This window comes from Faecalibacterium sp. I3-3-89 (assembly GCF_023347275.1).
Classification (GTDB): Bacteria; Bacillota; Clostridia; order Oscillospirales; family Ruminococcaceae; genus Faecalibacterium; species Faecalibacterium butyricigenerans.
Map to the genome: position 1 here is coordinate 1,535,231 of NZ_CP094468.1, position 15,849 is coordinate 1,551,079.

Consider the following 15,849-nt stretch of genomic DNA (forward strand, 5'->3'; position numbering starts at 1 on the left):
CTTCGCCCAGCTCTCCGTATGCAAAACGCCGTCCTTTTTATTATATCATCGACCCCCCCGGCTCAACAAGCATTATTTTACAGGAAAATCACCTTTTTGACTGGAATTTTAAAATTCCCGCCCTCTTTTGCACTGTTCTTTTCTTTGATTTTACTTCGATTTTACGTTAGTGTTTTCTAACCCGCCGTCCGGTATTCCCGGGAATGCGTCAGGCAACGTCCAGCTCTTCCATCGCCTCCCGCAGGGTGTCCGCCGAGAACAGGAACGCCCCCGCCTCCGTGTATACTTCCACATGACCGCCCACATATCGCAGCTCTACGTCTTTCATTCCTCTTCCCTCCTGTGTCTTTTTGTTCTGACAGGAGTATAGCAGAATAAAAGTCCAATAAAATGTATCTTCAGGAAGTTTTTTGAGCAAAAAGGCGCAGAAAAGCCTCTCCCTTTGGGAGAGGTGGCATCGCGCAAGCGATGACGGAGAGGGCAAGCCCGTCTCCCGAGAGCCGCTACGCAGCGATAAGCAGGTTCTTTGACAGAGCGATGCTATCGCTGCGCCTGTTCCTCTCCGTCAGCGTCCTTGCCCTCTCAGTCACCTTCGGTGCCAGCTCTCCCAAAGGGAGAGCCTAAAGGGAGAGCCAAAATCTGTCCGAACTCCTTCGTTCACGCAGGAAACAGGGCGATTCGCGCAGGTTTTCTTGATTTTTCCCCCGCAGATGTGGTACATTCAGAATAATCAGATGTTCCCCGTTTTTACCATTTATTTTCACCATTCAAAGGAGGTTTTTGTATGCTGTCTTATCGTAAGCTTGCGATGCGTGTTCTGGGTCGGCCTCTCCATACGGGGGGGGTAACGATTCACCCCGTCCGGCCTCTCAGCGGGCAGCGGCGCTTATCCTGACTGCCGCAATGCTCACTACCCTTACCGCCCCGGCCTTTGCAAAGGAATGGTACATCGAAGAAGGTGACATCACCGTGAGAGCAGGTGAGACCGAAGGGACGAACAAGGTCTCACAAGGGGAGAATCCGGAGGTGGAAGACACCAACACCGTTATCACAAATAGTGACAAGGACAAAGCTTCTTCCAACACCGTGACCATCGAGGCCAAAGATAAGGACGATAAGGTAGAGGTCACACTCAAGGATGTGAACATCGACACCAGCAGCCGGAGCGAAGCCGCCGTGAGCGTGACTGGCGAGGGCAATACCAATATCGAGCTGGATGGCGACAACGCGCTGAAGAGCGACATCTACAGCAGCGGCATCTCCAGCAGCGGCAGCCTCACCATCTCCGGCGGCGAAAATGACAGCCTGACGGCCCAAGGCGGCAGCGGCGCAGACGGCATCTATAGCAGCGGCAGCCTCACCATCTCCGGCGGTACGGTCACTGCCAACGGCGGCAGCGGCGGCGGCGGCGACGGCGGCGACGGCATCTGGAGCAGCGGCGGCGTCACCATCTCCGGCGGTAGTACGGTCACTGCCAACGGCGGCGACGGCAAAGACGACTACGGCGGCGACGGCATCCGCAGCGACAGCGGCGACGTCACCATTTCCGGCGGTAGTACGGTCACTGCCAACGGCGGCAACGGCGGCAATGTGAGCGGCGACGGCATCCGCAGCGACAGCGGCGACGTCACCATTTCCGGCGGTACGGTCAAAGCCGCTGGCGGCGACAGCAAAGACGGCTACGGCGGCGACGGCATCCGCAGCGGCGGCGTCACCATCTCCGGCGGTACGGTCAACGCCGCTGGCGGCAACGGCGGCAAAGTCGGCGGCTACGGCATCTGCAGCTTCGCCCGTGTCGCCATCTCCGGCGGTACGGTCAACGCCGCTGGCGGTAACGGCAAAAACAGCAACGGCGGCAGCGACGGCATCATCAGCAACGATATCGATCTGTCGGGCAGCCTCGAGCTGACCGCCAAGGCCGGTAGGCCCAACGGCAAGGCCATCTCGTGGGCCGGCCATGAGCTTGACCTCGACACCATCAAGGACAAGCTGGGCCCGGGCGCAAAAGTCACCGCCACCGACGCTAATGGCGAAACCAAGCAGGTCTCTAGCCCCATCCCCCGTCCTGTGGAGCCGGAAGAGCCTGAGCCTGTTATCCCCGAGGAGTCTTCTTCCTCTTCTGACGGCGGCTCTGCCACCCCGTCCGCACCCGCCTCTCCCCTCCCCGGCCTGACTGTCACCGACAAGGACGGCCAGCGCATCTCCTACACGAGCACCCAGAGCGGCAATACTCTCACCGTCTGCGTCGGACGGCTCACAGCCTCCCTCCGGGCCTCGCTGGCCACCCTGCGTCAGCTGCGGGCTGAGGGCATCGACACCATCACCTTCCAGACCATCCTCTGCTCCACCACCCTCTCGGTGGACGAGCTGCTGGCGATGGGCGGCGAGGATGCCGAGGCTGTCCTGACCCACCGGTTCACCGATTCCAGCCTCACCGTGGGCTGAAGCGCCACTCTCCTCTTCCCACAGGCATAGAAAGGCCCCGCTGCCCTGCACATTTCATGCAGAGCGGCGGGGCCTTTTCCCGTTTTACCGCACCCCAGCCGCAGCCGGGACACGCTTTTCGGGCTTTCTGCGCTGCTCTGAGGCGGCAGCGCGGGAGCGGTCGTAGCAATAGCGGATGATGGCCTGACGGCGGACGATGCCGATGAACATCCCCCGGTCGTCCACCACGGGGACGAAGTTCTGGTTCATGGCCGCCTCGATGAGCTGGTCCATGCTCGTCGTGACGGTGACGGCCTTGTAGTCCCGTTTATGGGCGAAGTCCCGGATGGGCACATCCTCCGCCGCCTCAAGGTCAAGGCCATGGAACTTCTTCAGCCCCCACAGGATGTCCCCCTCCGTCAGGGTACCCACATACTCGCCCTTGCGGTTGAGCACCGGGATGGATGCGTAGCGGTTGTTCTCCCATTTTTCCAGCGTCTGGCGAAGGGTGAAGTCATCGTACACATACATCAGGTCCTGCTTGGGGGAAAGGAAAAACAGAATATTCATGAAAACAACTCCTATTATGAACTTTTTCCGCCGCCGGGGCCGCAGCTCCTGTGCAGCCGCAGCAAATTCCTGTCTTCATCACCTTGATCAAATATTCCTGCATCCTGCGCCGGATACAGTCCTACTCTTTCCACTTTAGATTTTAGCACTTTTTCATAGTAAGATAAAGATGCCTGCGCCATGTTTTATATTTTATTCACAATCACCTTTTGTTCCGTCGGATAAATATTCACGAAATGGATGCACAGCGAAGGATTTTGTGCTATACTAACACTAGGAATACGGCCCTTGGCGGCTTCGTCTGTCTTCCAGTATACCGGCTCGCGGTGTCGAAACAGGCCGAAGCCGGCGATCCGTGCCAGACTTTTCCCCTTTGCGTCTGCAATTATGTGCTGTACAGCTTCCGAAGAAAGTTGTATAATAAGAGCGGTACGCCGCCCTTTGGGCCTGCGCGCCGCCCCGCCGCCGTGCGGACAGGGGTACAATCATGAATAAAAGGAGCAGAGCGACTATGATCACTTCCCGTTTTCCGCTGGGAGATGTCAGCTTCTCAGCCGAGTATTTTTCCACGCTCGTGGGCGAAGCAACCAAACAATGCTACGGCGTGGCCGCAATGGCCCCCCGTGATCTGACCGACCGTGTCCGCTGCGCCGTGCGCGGCGTGGACGACTCGGCCAAGGGCGTCCGTGTCACACAGGAAGAGGGCCGTCTCGTGATCGAGCTGCACATTGCCGTCAGCTACGGGCTGAACATCTCCACCGCCGCGCGTGCCATCTCGCACCGCGTGAAGGACGAGGTGGAGCAGGCCACCGGCCTGAAGGTCGCCCGCGTGGTCGTATCGGTCGATGACGTGGTTGCCTGACGAGACAAAGCCCGCCCGGGGGATACCGGGAAGATATAAGGAGTAAAAAGCAATGATTTCTGGTAAGATCCTGCGCGACGCCATCATTTCCGGCGCAAACAACATCAACAATCAGCGCTCCCGCGTGGACGAGCTGAATGTCTTCCCTGTCCCCGATGGCGACACCGGCACCAACATGGGCATGACCGTCGGCGCAGCCGTCCGTGAGCTGCAGGCCATGGACGACAGCTGCACCGTGGGCGAGGCCGCAAAGACCGCCGCCTCCGCCATGCTGCGCGGCGCCCGCGGCAACTCCGGTGTCATCACCAGCCTGCTGTTCCGCGGCTTCTCCAAGGCTCTGGAGGGCAAGAAGGAGGCCGACGCCGCCGACATCGTCTCTGCGCTCAAGAAGGGCGTCGAGGGCGCTTACAAGGCCGTCATGAAGCCCACCGAGGGCACCATCCTGACCGTGGCCCGCGTGGCTTCGGAGGAAGCTGCCGCCTGCGGCAAGGAGGATGTGGCCGAGCTGTGGGACGTCGTCCTCGCTGCGGGCCAGAAGGCTCTGGAGGACACCCCCAACCTGCTGCCCGTCCTGAAAAAAGCCGGTGTCGTGGATGCCGGCGGTCAGGGCATCATGATCATCTTTGAGGGCATGGGCAAGGTCTTCCACGGGGAGGACATCGTGGCCGGCGGCGAGGCTGCCCCCAACAAGGCCAAGCTCTCCACCGCGAACGCGGGCAAGGGCGTCTTTACCGATGACCTGATGAAGGTCGAGGACATCAAGAACGGCTACTGCACCCAGTTCCTCATCAACAAGAACGAGGGCGCAAGCGCTGCAAAGATGCGTGCCTTCGCCGAGTCCAACGGCGACAGCGTGGTCTGCATCGAGGACGACGACGTCATCAACCTCCACGTCCACACCGCCGACCCCGGCAAGATCCTGAGCGAGGCCATCAAGTACGGCTACCTCACCAACTTCAAGATCGAGAATATGCACGAGCAGTTCCTTGCCCGCCAGAAGCAGGGCAAGAGCCTCGAGAAGCAGGCTTCTGCCGAGAAGAAGCCCGACCCGGCCAGCGAGTTCATCTACGCTGCCGTCGATCCCAGCCGCGACTACGGCTTTGTTGCCGTCGCCGCCGGCGAGGGCCTGAAGGCCGTCTTTACTGACCTGTCCGCTGACGCGGTCGTCTCCGGCGGTCAGACCATGAACCCCGCCACCGAGGACATCCTCGCCGCCGTCCAGAGTGTCCCGGCCAAGACCGTCTTCGTCCTGCCCAACAACAAGAACATCATCATGGCTGCCGAGCAGGCCCAAAAGCTGGCCGACCGTCAGGTGGTCGTCCTGCCCACCCGCACCGTCCCCATGGGCATCACGGCTCTGCTGAACTTTGACCCCTCCGCCACCGTCGAGGCCAACACCATCAACATGATGTCCGCCGCCGACAAGGTATCCACCGGCCTCATCACCTACGCCGCCCGCGACAGCGAGTACGACGGCAAGCGCATCCGGAAGGGCGAGATCATGGCGCTGGAGAACGGCAAGATCGTCTCCACCTCCAACGACATCACCAAGGCCACCTATCGTCTGGCCCGCGGTATGTGCAAGAAGGATTCCAGCTTCGTCACCATCATCTCCGGCTGCGACGTCTCCGACGAGGATGCCGAGAAGGTGACCGAGATCGTCAAGGCCAAGTGCCCCAACCACGTCGAGGTCAGCCACATCCGCGGCGGCCAGCCGGTCTACTATTATATGATCAGCGTGGAGTAAGCCTCTCCCCTGTTCAAAGCAATACCCGCAACACAAAACGACCTCTGCTTCCGGTCATCCGGTCGCAGAGGTCGTTTTTGTTGTACTATTTCAGAAGAAGCTCACCTGACTGCTCTCGGGCAGGTCGCCCAGAGCGCCCACCTGACGCAGGCGGTCGATGATGCTGCTGCCGACGCCGGAGGCCTGCTGCAGCTCCTCGATGGAGAGGTATTCTTCGCCGTGGATGGTCACATTTTCCAGCGCATCGGCGGCGGCACCGCCCAGACCCTTCAGGGAGCAGAAGGGCAGGCGCACCTTGCCGTCCTCCACCACATACTTCGAGCCGCGGCTCTTGCCCAGCTCGATGGGCAGGAACTCGTAGCCCCGCACCAGCATTTCGTTGACCAGCTGGAGCGAGACGAGGACGTCCTCGTCCTTGGCATTTTTCTCCTCCTTCAGGCGGCGCTTGACCTCGTTCATGTGGGCGCGGGCCACCGCCGCACCGCCCACGGCGGCTTCGTAGTCGATGTCATCGCCGCGGACAGTGAAATAGACCGCATAGAATGCCTGCGGATGGTAGAGCTTGAACCACATGAGGCGGATGGCCGACATCAGGTAGGCCACGGCATGGGCTTTCGGGAACATATACTTGATCTTGCGGCAGCTCTCGATATACCAGTCCGGCACCTCGTGCTCCCGCATGGCCTCCTCCCAGCCGGGCGCGAAGCCGCCCTTGGCCACCTTGCCCTTACGGACGGCCTCCATGATGTCGAAGGCCATCTTCGGCTCGAGGCCCTTGCGCAGCAGGTAGAGCATAATGCTGTCGCGGCAGCCGATGACCTCCGCGATGGTGCAGGTGCCGCTGCGGATGAGTTCGTCAGCGTTGCCCGTCCAGACGTCGGTGCCGTGAGACAGGCCCGAGATCTGGATCAGCTCGGAGAAGTTCTTGGGCCGGGCCTCCACAAGCATCCCGCGCACGAAGTTCGTGCCCATCTCGGGAATGCCGAAGGTGCCAGTCTGGCTGTCGATCTGCTCCGGCGTGACGCCCAGCTCCTCCGGGCTGGTGAGCAGGCTGTAGACCTTGGGGTCGTTCATGGGGATGCTGTCCACCGGGATGCCGGTATATTCCTCGAAATACTTGTAGAAGGTGGGCATATCGTGGCCCAGCTCATCCAGCTTGAGCAGGGTGTCGTGAAGGTATTTGAACTCGAAGTGGGTGGTCAGCAGACCGCCCGCCACGTCATCCGCCGGGTGCTGGATGGGGCAGAAGTCGTAGATCTCGTAGGTGTCGGGCACGACGACCATGCCGCCGGGGTGCTGGCCGGTGGTGCGCTTGACGCCGGTGCAGCCCAGCGTCAGGCGGTTCTCCTCGGCGTGGTTGACCGTTCTCCCCCGCTCATCCAGATATTTTTTGACGTAGCCATAGGCTGTTTTGTCCTGAATGCCGGAGACCGTGCCCGCCTTGAAGACGTTGGCCTTGCCGAACAGCTCCTCGGTGTAGCGGTGGACGTTGGACTGATATTCGCCCGAGAAATTCAGGTCAATATCCGGCTCCTTGTCGCCGTAGAAGCCGAGGAAGGTCTCGAAGGGGATGTCGTGGCCGTCCACCAGCATCCGGGTGCCGCACGCGGGGCAGTTCTTGTCGGGCAGGTCGAAGCCGTCCTCCACGCTGCCGTCGGTGATGAACTCGCTGTGCCTGCACTTGGGGCAGCGGTAATGGGGCGGCAGACTGTTGACCTCCGAGATGCCGGAGAAGTGGGCCACAGCCGACGAGCCGACCGAGCCGCGGCTGCCCACCTGATAGCCGCCCGCGTTGGAGTAGGCCACCAGCTTGACCGCGATGACATACAGGACGGCGTAGCCGTGGCCGCAGATGGAGTCCAGCTCTTTTTGCAGCCGCTTCTCCACGATCTCGGGCAGCGGGTCGCCGTAATCCCGCTTGGCGTGCGCCCATGTGGCGTCCCGGAGCTGCTGCTCTGCGCCCTCGATGCTGGGCGGATAGGTGCCGCGCGGGATAGCGCGAACGCTGCCGTCGATGCTGGCCGCGATCTTGCGGGGGTTGGTCACGACGATCTCGTAGGCCTTCTCCTTGGGCAGATAGCGGAACTGGTCCAGCATATCCTCCGTCGTGCGGTAGAACAGGGGCGGCTGATTGTCCGCGTCCTTGAAGCCGTTGCCCGCCTGTAAAACAGAGCGGTAGATGGCGTCCTCCGGCTCGGTGAAGTGGACGTCGCCGGTGGCGATGACGGGCTTGTGGAGGTCTTCGCCCAGCTGGATAACGGTGCGGTTGAAGTCCTTGATGACCTCTTCGCTCTCCACCTTGCCGTCCCGCACCATATAGGCGTTGTTGCCCAGCGGCTGGACTTCCAGAACATCGTAATAGGAGGCGATCTTCTTCAGCTCCTCGTAGGAGCGGCCCTCCACGATGGCGCGGTACAGCTCACCCGCCTCGCAGGCCGAGGTCAAAATCAGGCCGTCGCGGTACTTGTTGAGGAGACTGCGGGGCACGCGGGGCTTCTTGAAGAAGTAGTTGACATGGGCCTCGCTGACGATCTTGTAGAGGTTCTTCAGGCCCATCTGGTTGCGCACGAGGATGATGAGGTGGTAATACTTCTTTTTCAGCACCTCACGGTTGCCGCCGAGTCCGGTGTTGATGCCGCTGACGGCTGTGACCTGCTTTTCCTCCAGATCCTTGAGCATGACGCAGAAGATGCGGCCCAGCGCGGCAGAGTCCTCGCAGGCGCGATGGGCTTCGTAGGCGGGCAGCTCGAGATGTTTGTTGATAGTCCCCTGCTTGTAGTTGTGGAGTCCGGGGTACATGGCCTGCGCCATGGTCAGGGTGTCGATATAGGTCGGCTCGAACTCGATGCCGCTCCGCTTGGCGGCAGCGCGAAGGAACCGGATGTCGAAGGAGTGGGCGTTGTGGGCCACGAGGATGCGGCCATCCACGAATTTGAGAAAGGCTTCCAGCGCCTCGGCCTCGCCGGGGGCATTGGCCACCATCTCGTTGGTGATGCCGGTCAGCTCCGTGATCTTGGGCGTGATGGGCTTGCCGGGCTTGACGAAGGTGTCGAACTCCTCCACCACCTCGCCGTCCCGCACGATGACTGCACCGATCTCGGTCAGGTACTCCACGCCCGGATCGAGGCCCGTCGTCTCGGTGTCGAAGACGCAGAACTCGCCGTTCAGCGGCTCGTCCTTCACGCCGTAGACGCAGGGGATCATGTCATCGACGAAGTAGGCCTCACAGCCGTAGATGAGCTTGAAGTCCGGGTCGGTCTTGTGGATGGCGTCCGCCGCCAGCATGGCTTCGGGATAGCCCTGACAGACGCCGTGGTCAGTGATGGCGATGGCCGGGTGGCCCATCCGATGGGCCAGCTTGACGATGCCGCCGGGGTCGCAGAAGGCGTCCATGCTGGACAGCTTGGTATGCAGATGCAGCTCCACCCGCTTGACGGGGGCATTGTCCTCCCGCTTTTTGCGCTCGACGAAGAGGACATCGTAGGGCCAGACGATATAGTCATGCTCATACTTGTCGTAGGAGCAGTCGCCCCGCACCACGACCGTCGTGCCCTTGGGGATGGACTCCCACTTGGAGCAGTCCTCCCCTTCCTGCGCACGGATCTTCAGGTTGATGGAGCCGGTGTAGTCGGTGATGGAGACGGTATAGATCTTACGGAAGCTGCCCTTCACCTCGGTGAAGAAAACATCGCCCCAGATCATGCACTTTCCGCCCTCGCCGCCCAAGTCCTTGAGGGGGGTGAGGTTCTTGGGGGAGAACATCTTGCCGTGGAAGATGGTAACAGGCTTGTCCGTGAGGTCGAGGCCCTCCACCTTGATGGAGGGCGCCGTATTCTTCCGCTCGAATTTGACGACAGGAGGAGCAATTTTGCGCTCCAGCTTTTCTTCCATCTGGCGCTGCTCGGCCTCGCCCACGCTGCTTTCCAGCGTCACCTTGGGCTTCACGCCGGTGTGGGCGGCGATACGCTCCGCCAGCAGCCGCTCGAACTGCATCTCCTGCAAGAACTTCGTGCCATGGCAGACGCCGATGGTGATGTTCTGGCCGGTGATGGTGATGCGGCAGCGGTCGAGGAAGCCGTTGATGGGCACGCCGTCCCGCTTCATCTCCTCCATCAGCTCCCGCAGTCCGCTCTCGTCCAGCGCGGCGTAGCCGAAGAGGTTGTGGATGCGAAGCTCAAAGCCCTCATAGTCGGGCGCGAGGGAGGCCAGCAGCCGTGCGCACAGCCCCTTGTCCAGCGGGGCAGAACTGCGCAGCGTGAAAATGACCTGCCGCTCCTGCCGCAGCATCTGGGCGTGCTCGACGACCACACGGCCAAAACAGGCCGCAAAGTCCGGGTCCGCCATAAACTGCGGCCATAGCTGGGAAACAAGTGGTGTCACAGTGGTACTCCTTTTTTCTATCAGATAACAGCACAAACTGCCGCGCCCGGGATGGGCGTGGCAGTAAGTTGATCTTGCGCTTACAGTTTATAAATCTCCTCCATGAACTGGTCGAGGATATTTTCTCCCGTCAGCTTCCGGACAGGTTCGCCGTGGACGAAAAGCACCGCCTCACCCTTGCCGCCGGCGATGCCGATGTCGGCCTCCCGGGCCTCGCCGGGGCCGTTGACGACACAGCCCATGACGGCCACCTTGATGGACTTCTTGCAGCCCTGAAGCCGCCGCTCCACCTCGTTTGCGATCTCGGTGCAGGGGTACTGGGTGCGGCCGCAGGTCGGGCAGGTGATGACCTCCGGGCCGGCCACCGGGAAGCCGACGGCGCGCAGGATGTTGTAGCCCGCTTCCACTTCCTTCTCGGGGTCGGCCGCCAGCGAGACGCGGATGGTGTCGCCGATGCCCTCCAGCAGCATCCCGCCGATGCCCATGCCGCTCTTGAGCAAGCCCATCTGGTAGGTGCCCGCCTCAGTGACGCCCACATGGAGCGGGTAGTCCGTCACGGCGCTGAGCTGGCGGTAGGCCTCCATCATGCGGGGGACGTTGGAGTTCTTGATGGAGATCACGATGTTGTTGAAATCGAACTTTTCCAGCAGGCGGACGTGGTACAGCGCGCTCTCCACCATCGCTTCGGGCACAGGCGCACCATATTTGGCAAGGATGTGCTTTTCCAGACTGCCGCCGTTGACGCCGATGCGGATGGGGATGTTCTTCTGCTGGCAGGCGTCCACCACCGCCTTCACCCGGTCGTCGTCGCCGATGTTGCCCGGATTGATGCGGATCTTGTCCACGCCCACGTCGGCGCAGGCGAGAGCCGCCTTGTAGTCGAAGTGAATGTCTGCCACGATGGGGATATTGACGGCGTTCTTGACGGCCTCGATGCACTTGGCATCCGCCGCGCTGGGGCAGGTCACCCGCAGGATCTGACAGCCCGCCGCCTCGCAGCGCTTGGCCTGTGCCACATTGCCCTCGATGTCCTCCACCGGGACGTTCAGCATGGTCTGCACGGCGATGGGATTCTTGCCGCCGATGGTCACATTTCCGATCTTGACTTCACGCTTCAGCTGCCGCATGGTACTTCCCCTTTCAGATCACTCCGGTCACGAGCCGGACGATGTCATTGTACGTTGCAAAGAGCATCAGGCCGAACAGCAGCGCGAAGGCGGCGACGGTCAGACTGCCCTGAATTTTTTCCGGCACAGCATGGCCGGTGACTGCCTCGATGAGCAGGAAGACGATTTTGCCGCCGTCCAGCGCCGGGAACGGCAGCAGATTGAAGACGCCGAGGTTGATGGTGATGAGCACCAGCAGCTCGAAAACATCCTCCCAGCCGTAGCTGGCGGCCTGCCCGATGGCGGTCACGATGCCCACCGGGCCGGACAGGTCGTTGATGCTCTCGCGGCCCCGCAGCAGGTCGGCCAGCGAGGTGTAGATGATCCGGCCATAGTAGATGACGCTGTTGGCCGCTTCTTTCAAGACGTTCTTCGGTGTTTTTTTGAGTCCGTAGACCGTGAAGCCCAGCGTCATGTGGGTCTGGCTCTGTGCATCCTGCCATGTGTCGAACTGGACATCGGGCAGCTCCACCAGCTTCCCGTCCCGGCGGACGGTGAAGGCCGCACGGTAGCTCTCGGTGCGCATCAGCTCGTAGAGCATATCGTTGGCCACGAAGCAGTGCCGCCCGTTGACGGCCACGATCTCGTCCCCGGCCTGCAGGCCGGTCTGACCGCAGAGGGCATTGTCCTCCACGGCATAGATGACCTTGCTGGTGATGGGTTCACTGCGCAGCGAGATGAGGAACAGCAGCACCACAAAGCCCAGCACGAAGTTCATCACCGCGCCTGCTGCCATCACCAGCATCCGCTGCCAGACGGCGGCCTCGTTCAGAGGCTTGCCCGTCCGCTGTGCCAGCACCTCCGGCGGGATGGCCGGGGCGGCATCCTCTTCGTTCCCGCCCTCGGCCTGCGTGCTCTCGGGGCTTTCCTCCCCTTCCAGCGCCACGAAGCCGCCCACGGGCAGGAGCCTCAGGGTGTACTGGGTGCCCTTGCGGTAGGTCTTGATGAGGGCCGGCCCCATGCCGATGGAGAACTCGTTGACTTGGACGCCGCAGAGCTTTGCCATCGCAAAATGGCCGAACTCATGGATGGCGATGACTGCGCCGAAGATGAGCAGCGCAGCCGCAAAGGTGATGAAAACTGACATTCTTTCTCCTATCTCACAGGTGTGCTCTCACAAAGGCGCGGGCCATGCGGTCGCACTCGTACACATCCGCGAGGCTGTAGCTGCCGCCGAAGCTGTCGCTGTCCACGACGGCCTCCACCAGACGGCCGATGTCGAGGAAACCGATCTTGTCCTCAAGGAAGAGCCTGACGGCCTCCTCGTTGGCACCGTTGGCAGCGCAGGGGCCGAGACCGCCCTTCCTGATGGCCTTTTTGCAGGCGGCAAGGCAGCGGAAGGTCTCCTCGTCGGCCACATCGAAGGTCAGCAGCTTGAGGGTTGTGAAGTCCAGCTCCGGCACGACGCCCGGCACACGGGCCGGGTAGGTCAGCGCATACTGGATGGGGATGCGCATATCCGGCACGCCCAGCTGGGCGATGATGGAGTTGTCGCTGTACTGCACCGCCGAGTGGACGATGCTCTGGCGCTGGACGACGATCTGGATCTTCTCGGGGGGGAGGCCGAACAGCCACACTGCCTCGATCAGCTCAAGGCCCTTGTTCATCAGGGTGGCGCTGTCGATGGTGATCTTCGCGCCCATGTTCCAGTTGGGGTGCCGGAGGGCGTCGGCCTTGGTCTTGCCCCGCAGCTCCTCGGTCTTCATCCCGAAGAAGGGGCCGCCGGAGGCCGTCAGCAGGATCTTCGTCAGGCTCTTGGCGCTCTCCCTGTCCTGCAAGCACTGGAAGATGGCCGAGTGCTCGCTGTCCACCGGCAGCAGCTTGACGCCGTGCTTTGCCACCGCCTGCGTCACGAGATGTCCGCCGGTGACGAGACTCTCTTTGTTGGCGAGGGCGAGGTCATGGCCGCTCTCGATGGCGGCAAGGCTGGCGCCGAGGCCCGCGATGCCCACCACGCTGTTCAGCACCACGTCCGGGCCATCCATCGCGGCGAGGGTCTTCAGCCCCTCGGGGCCGGTCAGGAGCTTGGGCGCGTCGGCGCGGCCCGCCAGTGCAGCCGAGAGCTTCTCTGCCCCGGCCTCGCTGGTCATGCAGACATACTTGGGGTGGAACTCTTCGATCTGCTGTAAGAGTTTATCCGCCTGGCTGTGGGCCGACAGACCGAACACCTCATACCCTTGGGCGCGGATAACGTCGAGGCTCTGGGTGCCGATGGAGCCGGTGGAACCCAGCAGCGTGATTTTTTTAGCCATAAAGCGCTACCTCCTGTTCTTTTTAGTAGTAGAACACTGCGATGACCACCATCGTGACAAAGGGCGCGATGAACATCACGCTGTCAAAGCGGTCGAGGATGCCGCCGTGCCCCGGGAAGATGGTGCCATAGTCCTTGATGCCGCACTGGCGCTTGACCACGCTGGCGAACAGGTCGCCATAAATGCCCAGCACTGCGGCCACGCAGGCCAGCAGCGCGATGATGATATACATGGACACGCCGATGTTGGAGCGGGTGAACGCCTCCATCCGGTCTGCCGCCACCGAGTAGATGACCGTGACCAGTACGCCGAACACCATTGTGCCCAGCACGCCGCCCACAGCGCCCTCCACCGTCTTTTTGGGGCTGACCACCGGGCAGAGCTTATGCTTGCCGAAGGCGCGGCCCGCAAAGTAGGCGCAGGTGTCGCCGCCCCATGCGAAGCAGAGGATGAGCAGGATGAAGAAGATGGCGTCGTAGCCGAACTTCTCTACCGGCAGCAGCTCCTTGAGCCGGATGAAGGAGTAAAAGCAGAAGATGACGATGCCCGAAAACATTACAAGGCCGCTGGCTTTCTGGTAGCTGATGACGCCGTTGCGCACCACAAGATAGATGGCGTAGAACAGCACCACCAAGAAGGAGGCGGGCATCACCATCGCCCGGTAGATGCTGTAGCTCGACAGCATGACGAGCAGGGTGTAGGGCACCAGAATGCCCAGCAGCGGCCAGTCCTGTTTTTCGAAGCCCAGCGCAGAGTAGATCTCATGGAGGGCGATGAGGGTGATGGCCGCAATGACCAGATTGAACACCAGCGTATTGAAGGTGAACAGGACGCCCGCAAGGACGAACAGGCCCACCACAGCTGTGATGATTCGTGTTTTCATAGTTTCATGTTCTCCTTTGTTTCGTCCGGGAGCCGCTCCCCTGCTGCGGCAGAGGCAGCGGCATCAGCGCCCGAGGAAATACCGGACGCCCGCCGGGGGCCGCGCAGGCTGCGCGGCATCTGGGTGTGAAACGCCTTACAGGCCGCCGAAACGGCGGGAGCGCCGGTTGAACTCCGTGATGGCGGCGTCGAGGTCGCCGCGGGTGAAATCGGGCCACAGGACGTCCATTTCCACCAGCTCCGAATAGGCCGCCTGCCAGAGCATGAAGTTGGAGAGCCGCTTCTCCCCGCTGGGGCGGAGGATGAAGTCGGGGTCCTTCTGGCCGGCCGTGTACATCTGGGCCGAGAGGGCATCTTCCGTGATGTCCTCCGGCTTCAGCTCGCCCGCAGCCGCCTTGGCCGCGAGGCGCTGGGCTGCGCGGACAATCTCCGGCCGACCGCCGTAGTTGATGGCGATGTTGATGGTCAGGCCGGTCTTGCAGGCAGAGTCCCGCTCCAGCTTGTTCATCAGCTCCTGCAGCTTAGGCTCCAGCACCGTGCGGTCGCCCATGAAGCAGATGCGGACGTTCCGGTTCTCGTAGTCGAAGCCCTTGATGAGGTATTCGCCGAACAGCCGCATGATCGCGCCCACCTCTTCGGCGGGGCGCTTCCAGTTTTCGGTCGAGAATGCGTAAAAATACACCGACTCCACGCCCAGCTCATCGCAGTAGTCCGCAATGTCCTGAAAGACCTGTGCGCCCTTCTTGTGCCCGGCGGTGCGGGGCAGGCCCCGGCTCTTGGCCCAGCGGCCGTTGCCGTCCATGATGATGCCGATGGACAGTCCCTTTGCAAAATCCTTTGGATGTTCCATGCTCTTCTTCCTCTACGATTCGTCTGGCAAAAAGTGCCGCGCACCTTCTCTCAGCGCACGGCACCTTCCTGCTTACAGCGGTCAGGCTCAGACGGACATGATCTCCTTCTGCTTCTCTTCCACGGCAGCGTCGATGTTCTTCACATACTTGTCGGTCAGCTTCTGGACATCCTCTTCCATGGTCTTCTGGGTGTCCTCGGTCAGCTCACCGGCCTTCTTCATGGCCTTGGCTTTATCCATCGCGTCGCGGCGGACGTTGCGGACGGCGACCTTTGCCTCCTCACCCATCTTGGAGACTTCCTTTGCCAGCTGCTTGCGGCGCTCCTCGTTGGGGGCCGGGAAGTTCAGGCGGATGGTCTGGCCGTCGTCGATGGGGTTGATGCCCACATCGCTGGCGAGGATTGCCTTGCTGATGGCACGCAGAAGCGTGCGGTCCCACGGGGTGATGGTCAGGGTGCGGGCCTCGCTGACAGCCACAGAAGCCACCTGCTGGATGGGGGTGGGAGAGCCGTAGTAATCCACGGTCACTTTGTCCAGAACGCCGGGGTTGGCACGGCCTGCGCGCACCGTCTTCAGCTCGCGCTCCAGATGCTCGACTGCGCTCTTCATCTTGTCTTCAAATGCCTTGGTGTTGCTGCTCATTGTCCTAGTCTCCTGTTTGTTATCAATTTTCACCAGCCGCAGGACGCGTCTGGTTCATTCTATTGTCGGAAGCG

Annotated in this window: 11 protein-coding genes; 3 read left to right on the forward strand and 8 right to left on the reverse strand. The window is 61.5% G+C overall.

The genetic code is table 11. The features are described from left to right. Positions 1 to 1,026: 1,026 nt before the first annotated feature. Complete coding sequence (locus MTP38_RS07200) at positions 1,027 to 2,445, forward strand: hypothetical protein (RefSeq protein WP_249233114.1); 1,419 nt, start codon at positions 1,027 to 1,029, stop codon at positions 2,443 to 2,445. 84 nt (positions 2,446 to 2,529) lie between these two features. On the opposite strand, the gene MTP38_RS07205 is transcribed toward MTP38_RS07200, so the two are convergent. Continuing rightward, entirely contained in the window at positions 2,530 to 2,994 is a 465-nt protein-coding gene (locus MTP38_RS07205) for a CBS domain-containing protein (protein ID WP_227620793.1), read from the reverse strand. Positions 2,995 to 3,505: 511 nt separating this feature from the next. Here MTP38_RS07205 and MTP38_RS07210 point away from each other — a divergent pair. Then, positions 3,506 to 3,856, forward strand: coding sequence for an Asp23/Gls24 family envelope stress response protein (locus MTP38_RS07210; RefSeq protein WP_227620791.1), 351 nt, complete (start codon positions 3,506 to 3,508; stop codon positions 3,854 to 3,856). 52 nt (positions 3,857 to 3,908) lie between these two features. Next, on the forward strand, positions 3,909 to 5,603 hold the full coding sequence (locus MTP38_RS07215) for a DAK2 domain-containing protein (RefSeq protein ID WP_227620790.1): 1,695 nt from the start codon (positions 3,909 to 3,911) through the stop codon (positions 5,601 to 5,603). 90 nt (positions 5,604 to 5,693) lie between these two features. On the opposite strand, the gene MTP38_RS07220 is transcribed toward MTP38_RS07215, so the two are convergent. From MTP38_RS07220 to frr, 7 genes are all read right to left on the reverse strand, one after another. After that, complete coding sequence (locus MTP38_RS07220; RefSeq protein WP_431834196.1) at positions 5,694 to 9,947, reverse strand: PolC-type DNA polymerase III; 4,254 nt, start codon at positions 9,945 to 9,947, stop codon at positions 5,694 to 5,696. Between the two features lie 116 nt (positions 9,948 to 10,063). Further along, entirely contained in the window at positions 10,064 to 11,110 is a 1,047-nt protein-coding gene (gene ispG / locus MTP38_RS07225) for a flavodoxin-dependent (E)-4-hydroxy-3-methylbut-2-enyl-diphosphate synthase (protein WP_227620785.1), read from the reverse strand. Positions 11,111 to 11,123: 13 nt separating this feature from the next. After that, positions 11,124 to 12,236, reverse strand: a complete 1,113-nt coding sequence (locus MTP38_RS07230) for a M50 family metallopeptidase (protein ID WP_249233115.1) — start codon at positions 12,234 to 12,236, stop codon at positions 11,124 to 11,126. Positions 12,237 to 12,249: 13 nt separating this feature from the next. Next, positions 12,250 to 13,401, reverse strand: coding sequence for a 1-deoxy-D-xylulose-5-phosphate reductoisomerase (gene dxr, locus MTP38_RS07235; RefSeq protein ID WP_249233116.1), 1,152 nt, complete (start codon positions 13,399 to 13,401; stop codon positions 12,250 to 12,252). Between the two features lie 22 nt (positions 13,402 to 13,423). Beyond that, positions 13,424 to 14,284: a phosphatidate cytidylyltransferase gene (locus MTP38_RS07240; RefSeq protein ID WP_249233117.1), complete on the reverse strand. Its 861-nt coding sequence runs from the start codon at positions 14,282 to 14,284 to the stop codon at positions 13,424 to 13,426. A gap of 135 nt (positions 14,285 to 14,419) precedes the next feature. Next, positions 14,420 to 15,133 carry a polyprenyl diphosphate synthase gene (gene uppS, locus MTP38_RS07245; protein WP_227620781.1) on the reverse strand — a complete coding sequence of 238 codons (714 nt, stop codon included), beginning with the start codon at positions 15,131 to 15,133 and terminating at the stop codon, positions 14,420 to 14,422. An 87-nt stretch (positions 15,134 to 15,220) separates the two neighbouring features. Next, a complete protein-coding gene (gene frr, locus MTP38_RS07250; RefSeq protein WP_227620780.1) occupies positions 15,221 to 15,775 on the reverse strand; it encodes a ribosome recycling factor in 555 nt (184 codons plus the stop codon). Between the last annotated feature and the right edge of the window lie 74 nt (positions 15,776 to 15,849).

Coding starts and splice junctions, on each gene's coding strand:
- MTP38_RS07210 (WP_227620791.1), top strand. CDS start 3,506: ATGATCACTTCCCGTTTTCCGCTGGGAGATGTCAGCTTCTCAGCCGAG.
- uppS (WP_227620781.1), bottom strand. CDS start 15,133: ATGGAACATCCAAAGGATTTTGCAAAGGGACTGTCCATCGGCATCATC.
- MTP38_RS07220 (WP_431834196.1), bottom strand. CDS start 9,947: ATGGCGGACCCGGACTTTGCGGCCTGTTTTGGCCGTGTGGTCGTCGAG.
- ispG (WP_227620785.1), bottom strand. CDS start 11,110: ATGCGGCAGCTGAAGCGTGAAGTCAAGATCGGAAATGTGACCATCGGC.
- dxr (WP_249233116.1), bottom strand. CDS start 13,401: ATGGCTAAAAAAATCACGCTGCTGGGTTCCACCGGCTCCATCGGCACC.
- MTP38_RS07215 (WP_227620790.1), top strand. CDS start 3,909: ATGATTTCTGGTAAGATCCTGCGCGACGCCATCATTTCCGGCGCAAAC.
- MTP38_RS07205 (WP_227620793.1), bottom strand. CDS start 2,994: ATGAATATTCTGTTTTTCCTTTCCCCCAAGCAGGACCTGATGTATGTG.
- MTP38_RS07240 (WP_249233117.1), bottom strand. CDS start 14,284: ATGAAAACACGAATCATCACAGCTGTGGTGGGCCTGTTCGTCCTTGCG.
- frr (WP_227620780.1), bottom strand. CDS start 15,775: ATGAGCAGCAACACCAAGGCATTTGAAGACAAGATGAAGAGCGCAGTC.
- MTP38_RS07230 (WP_249233115.1), bottom strand. CDS start 12,236: ATGTCAGTTTTCATCACCTTTGCGGCTGCGCTGCTCATCTTCGGCGCA.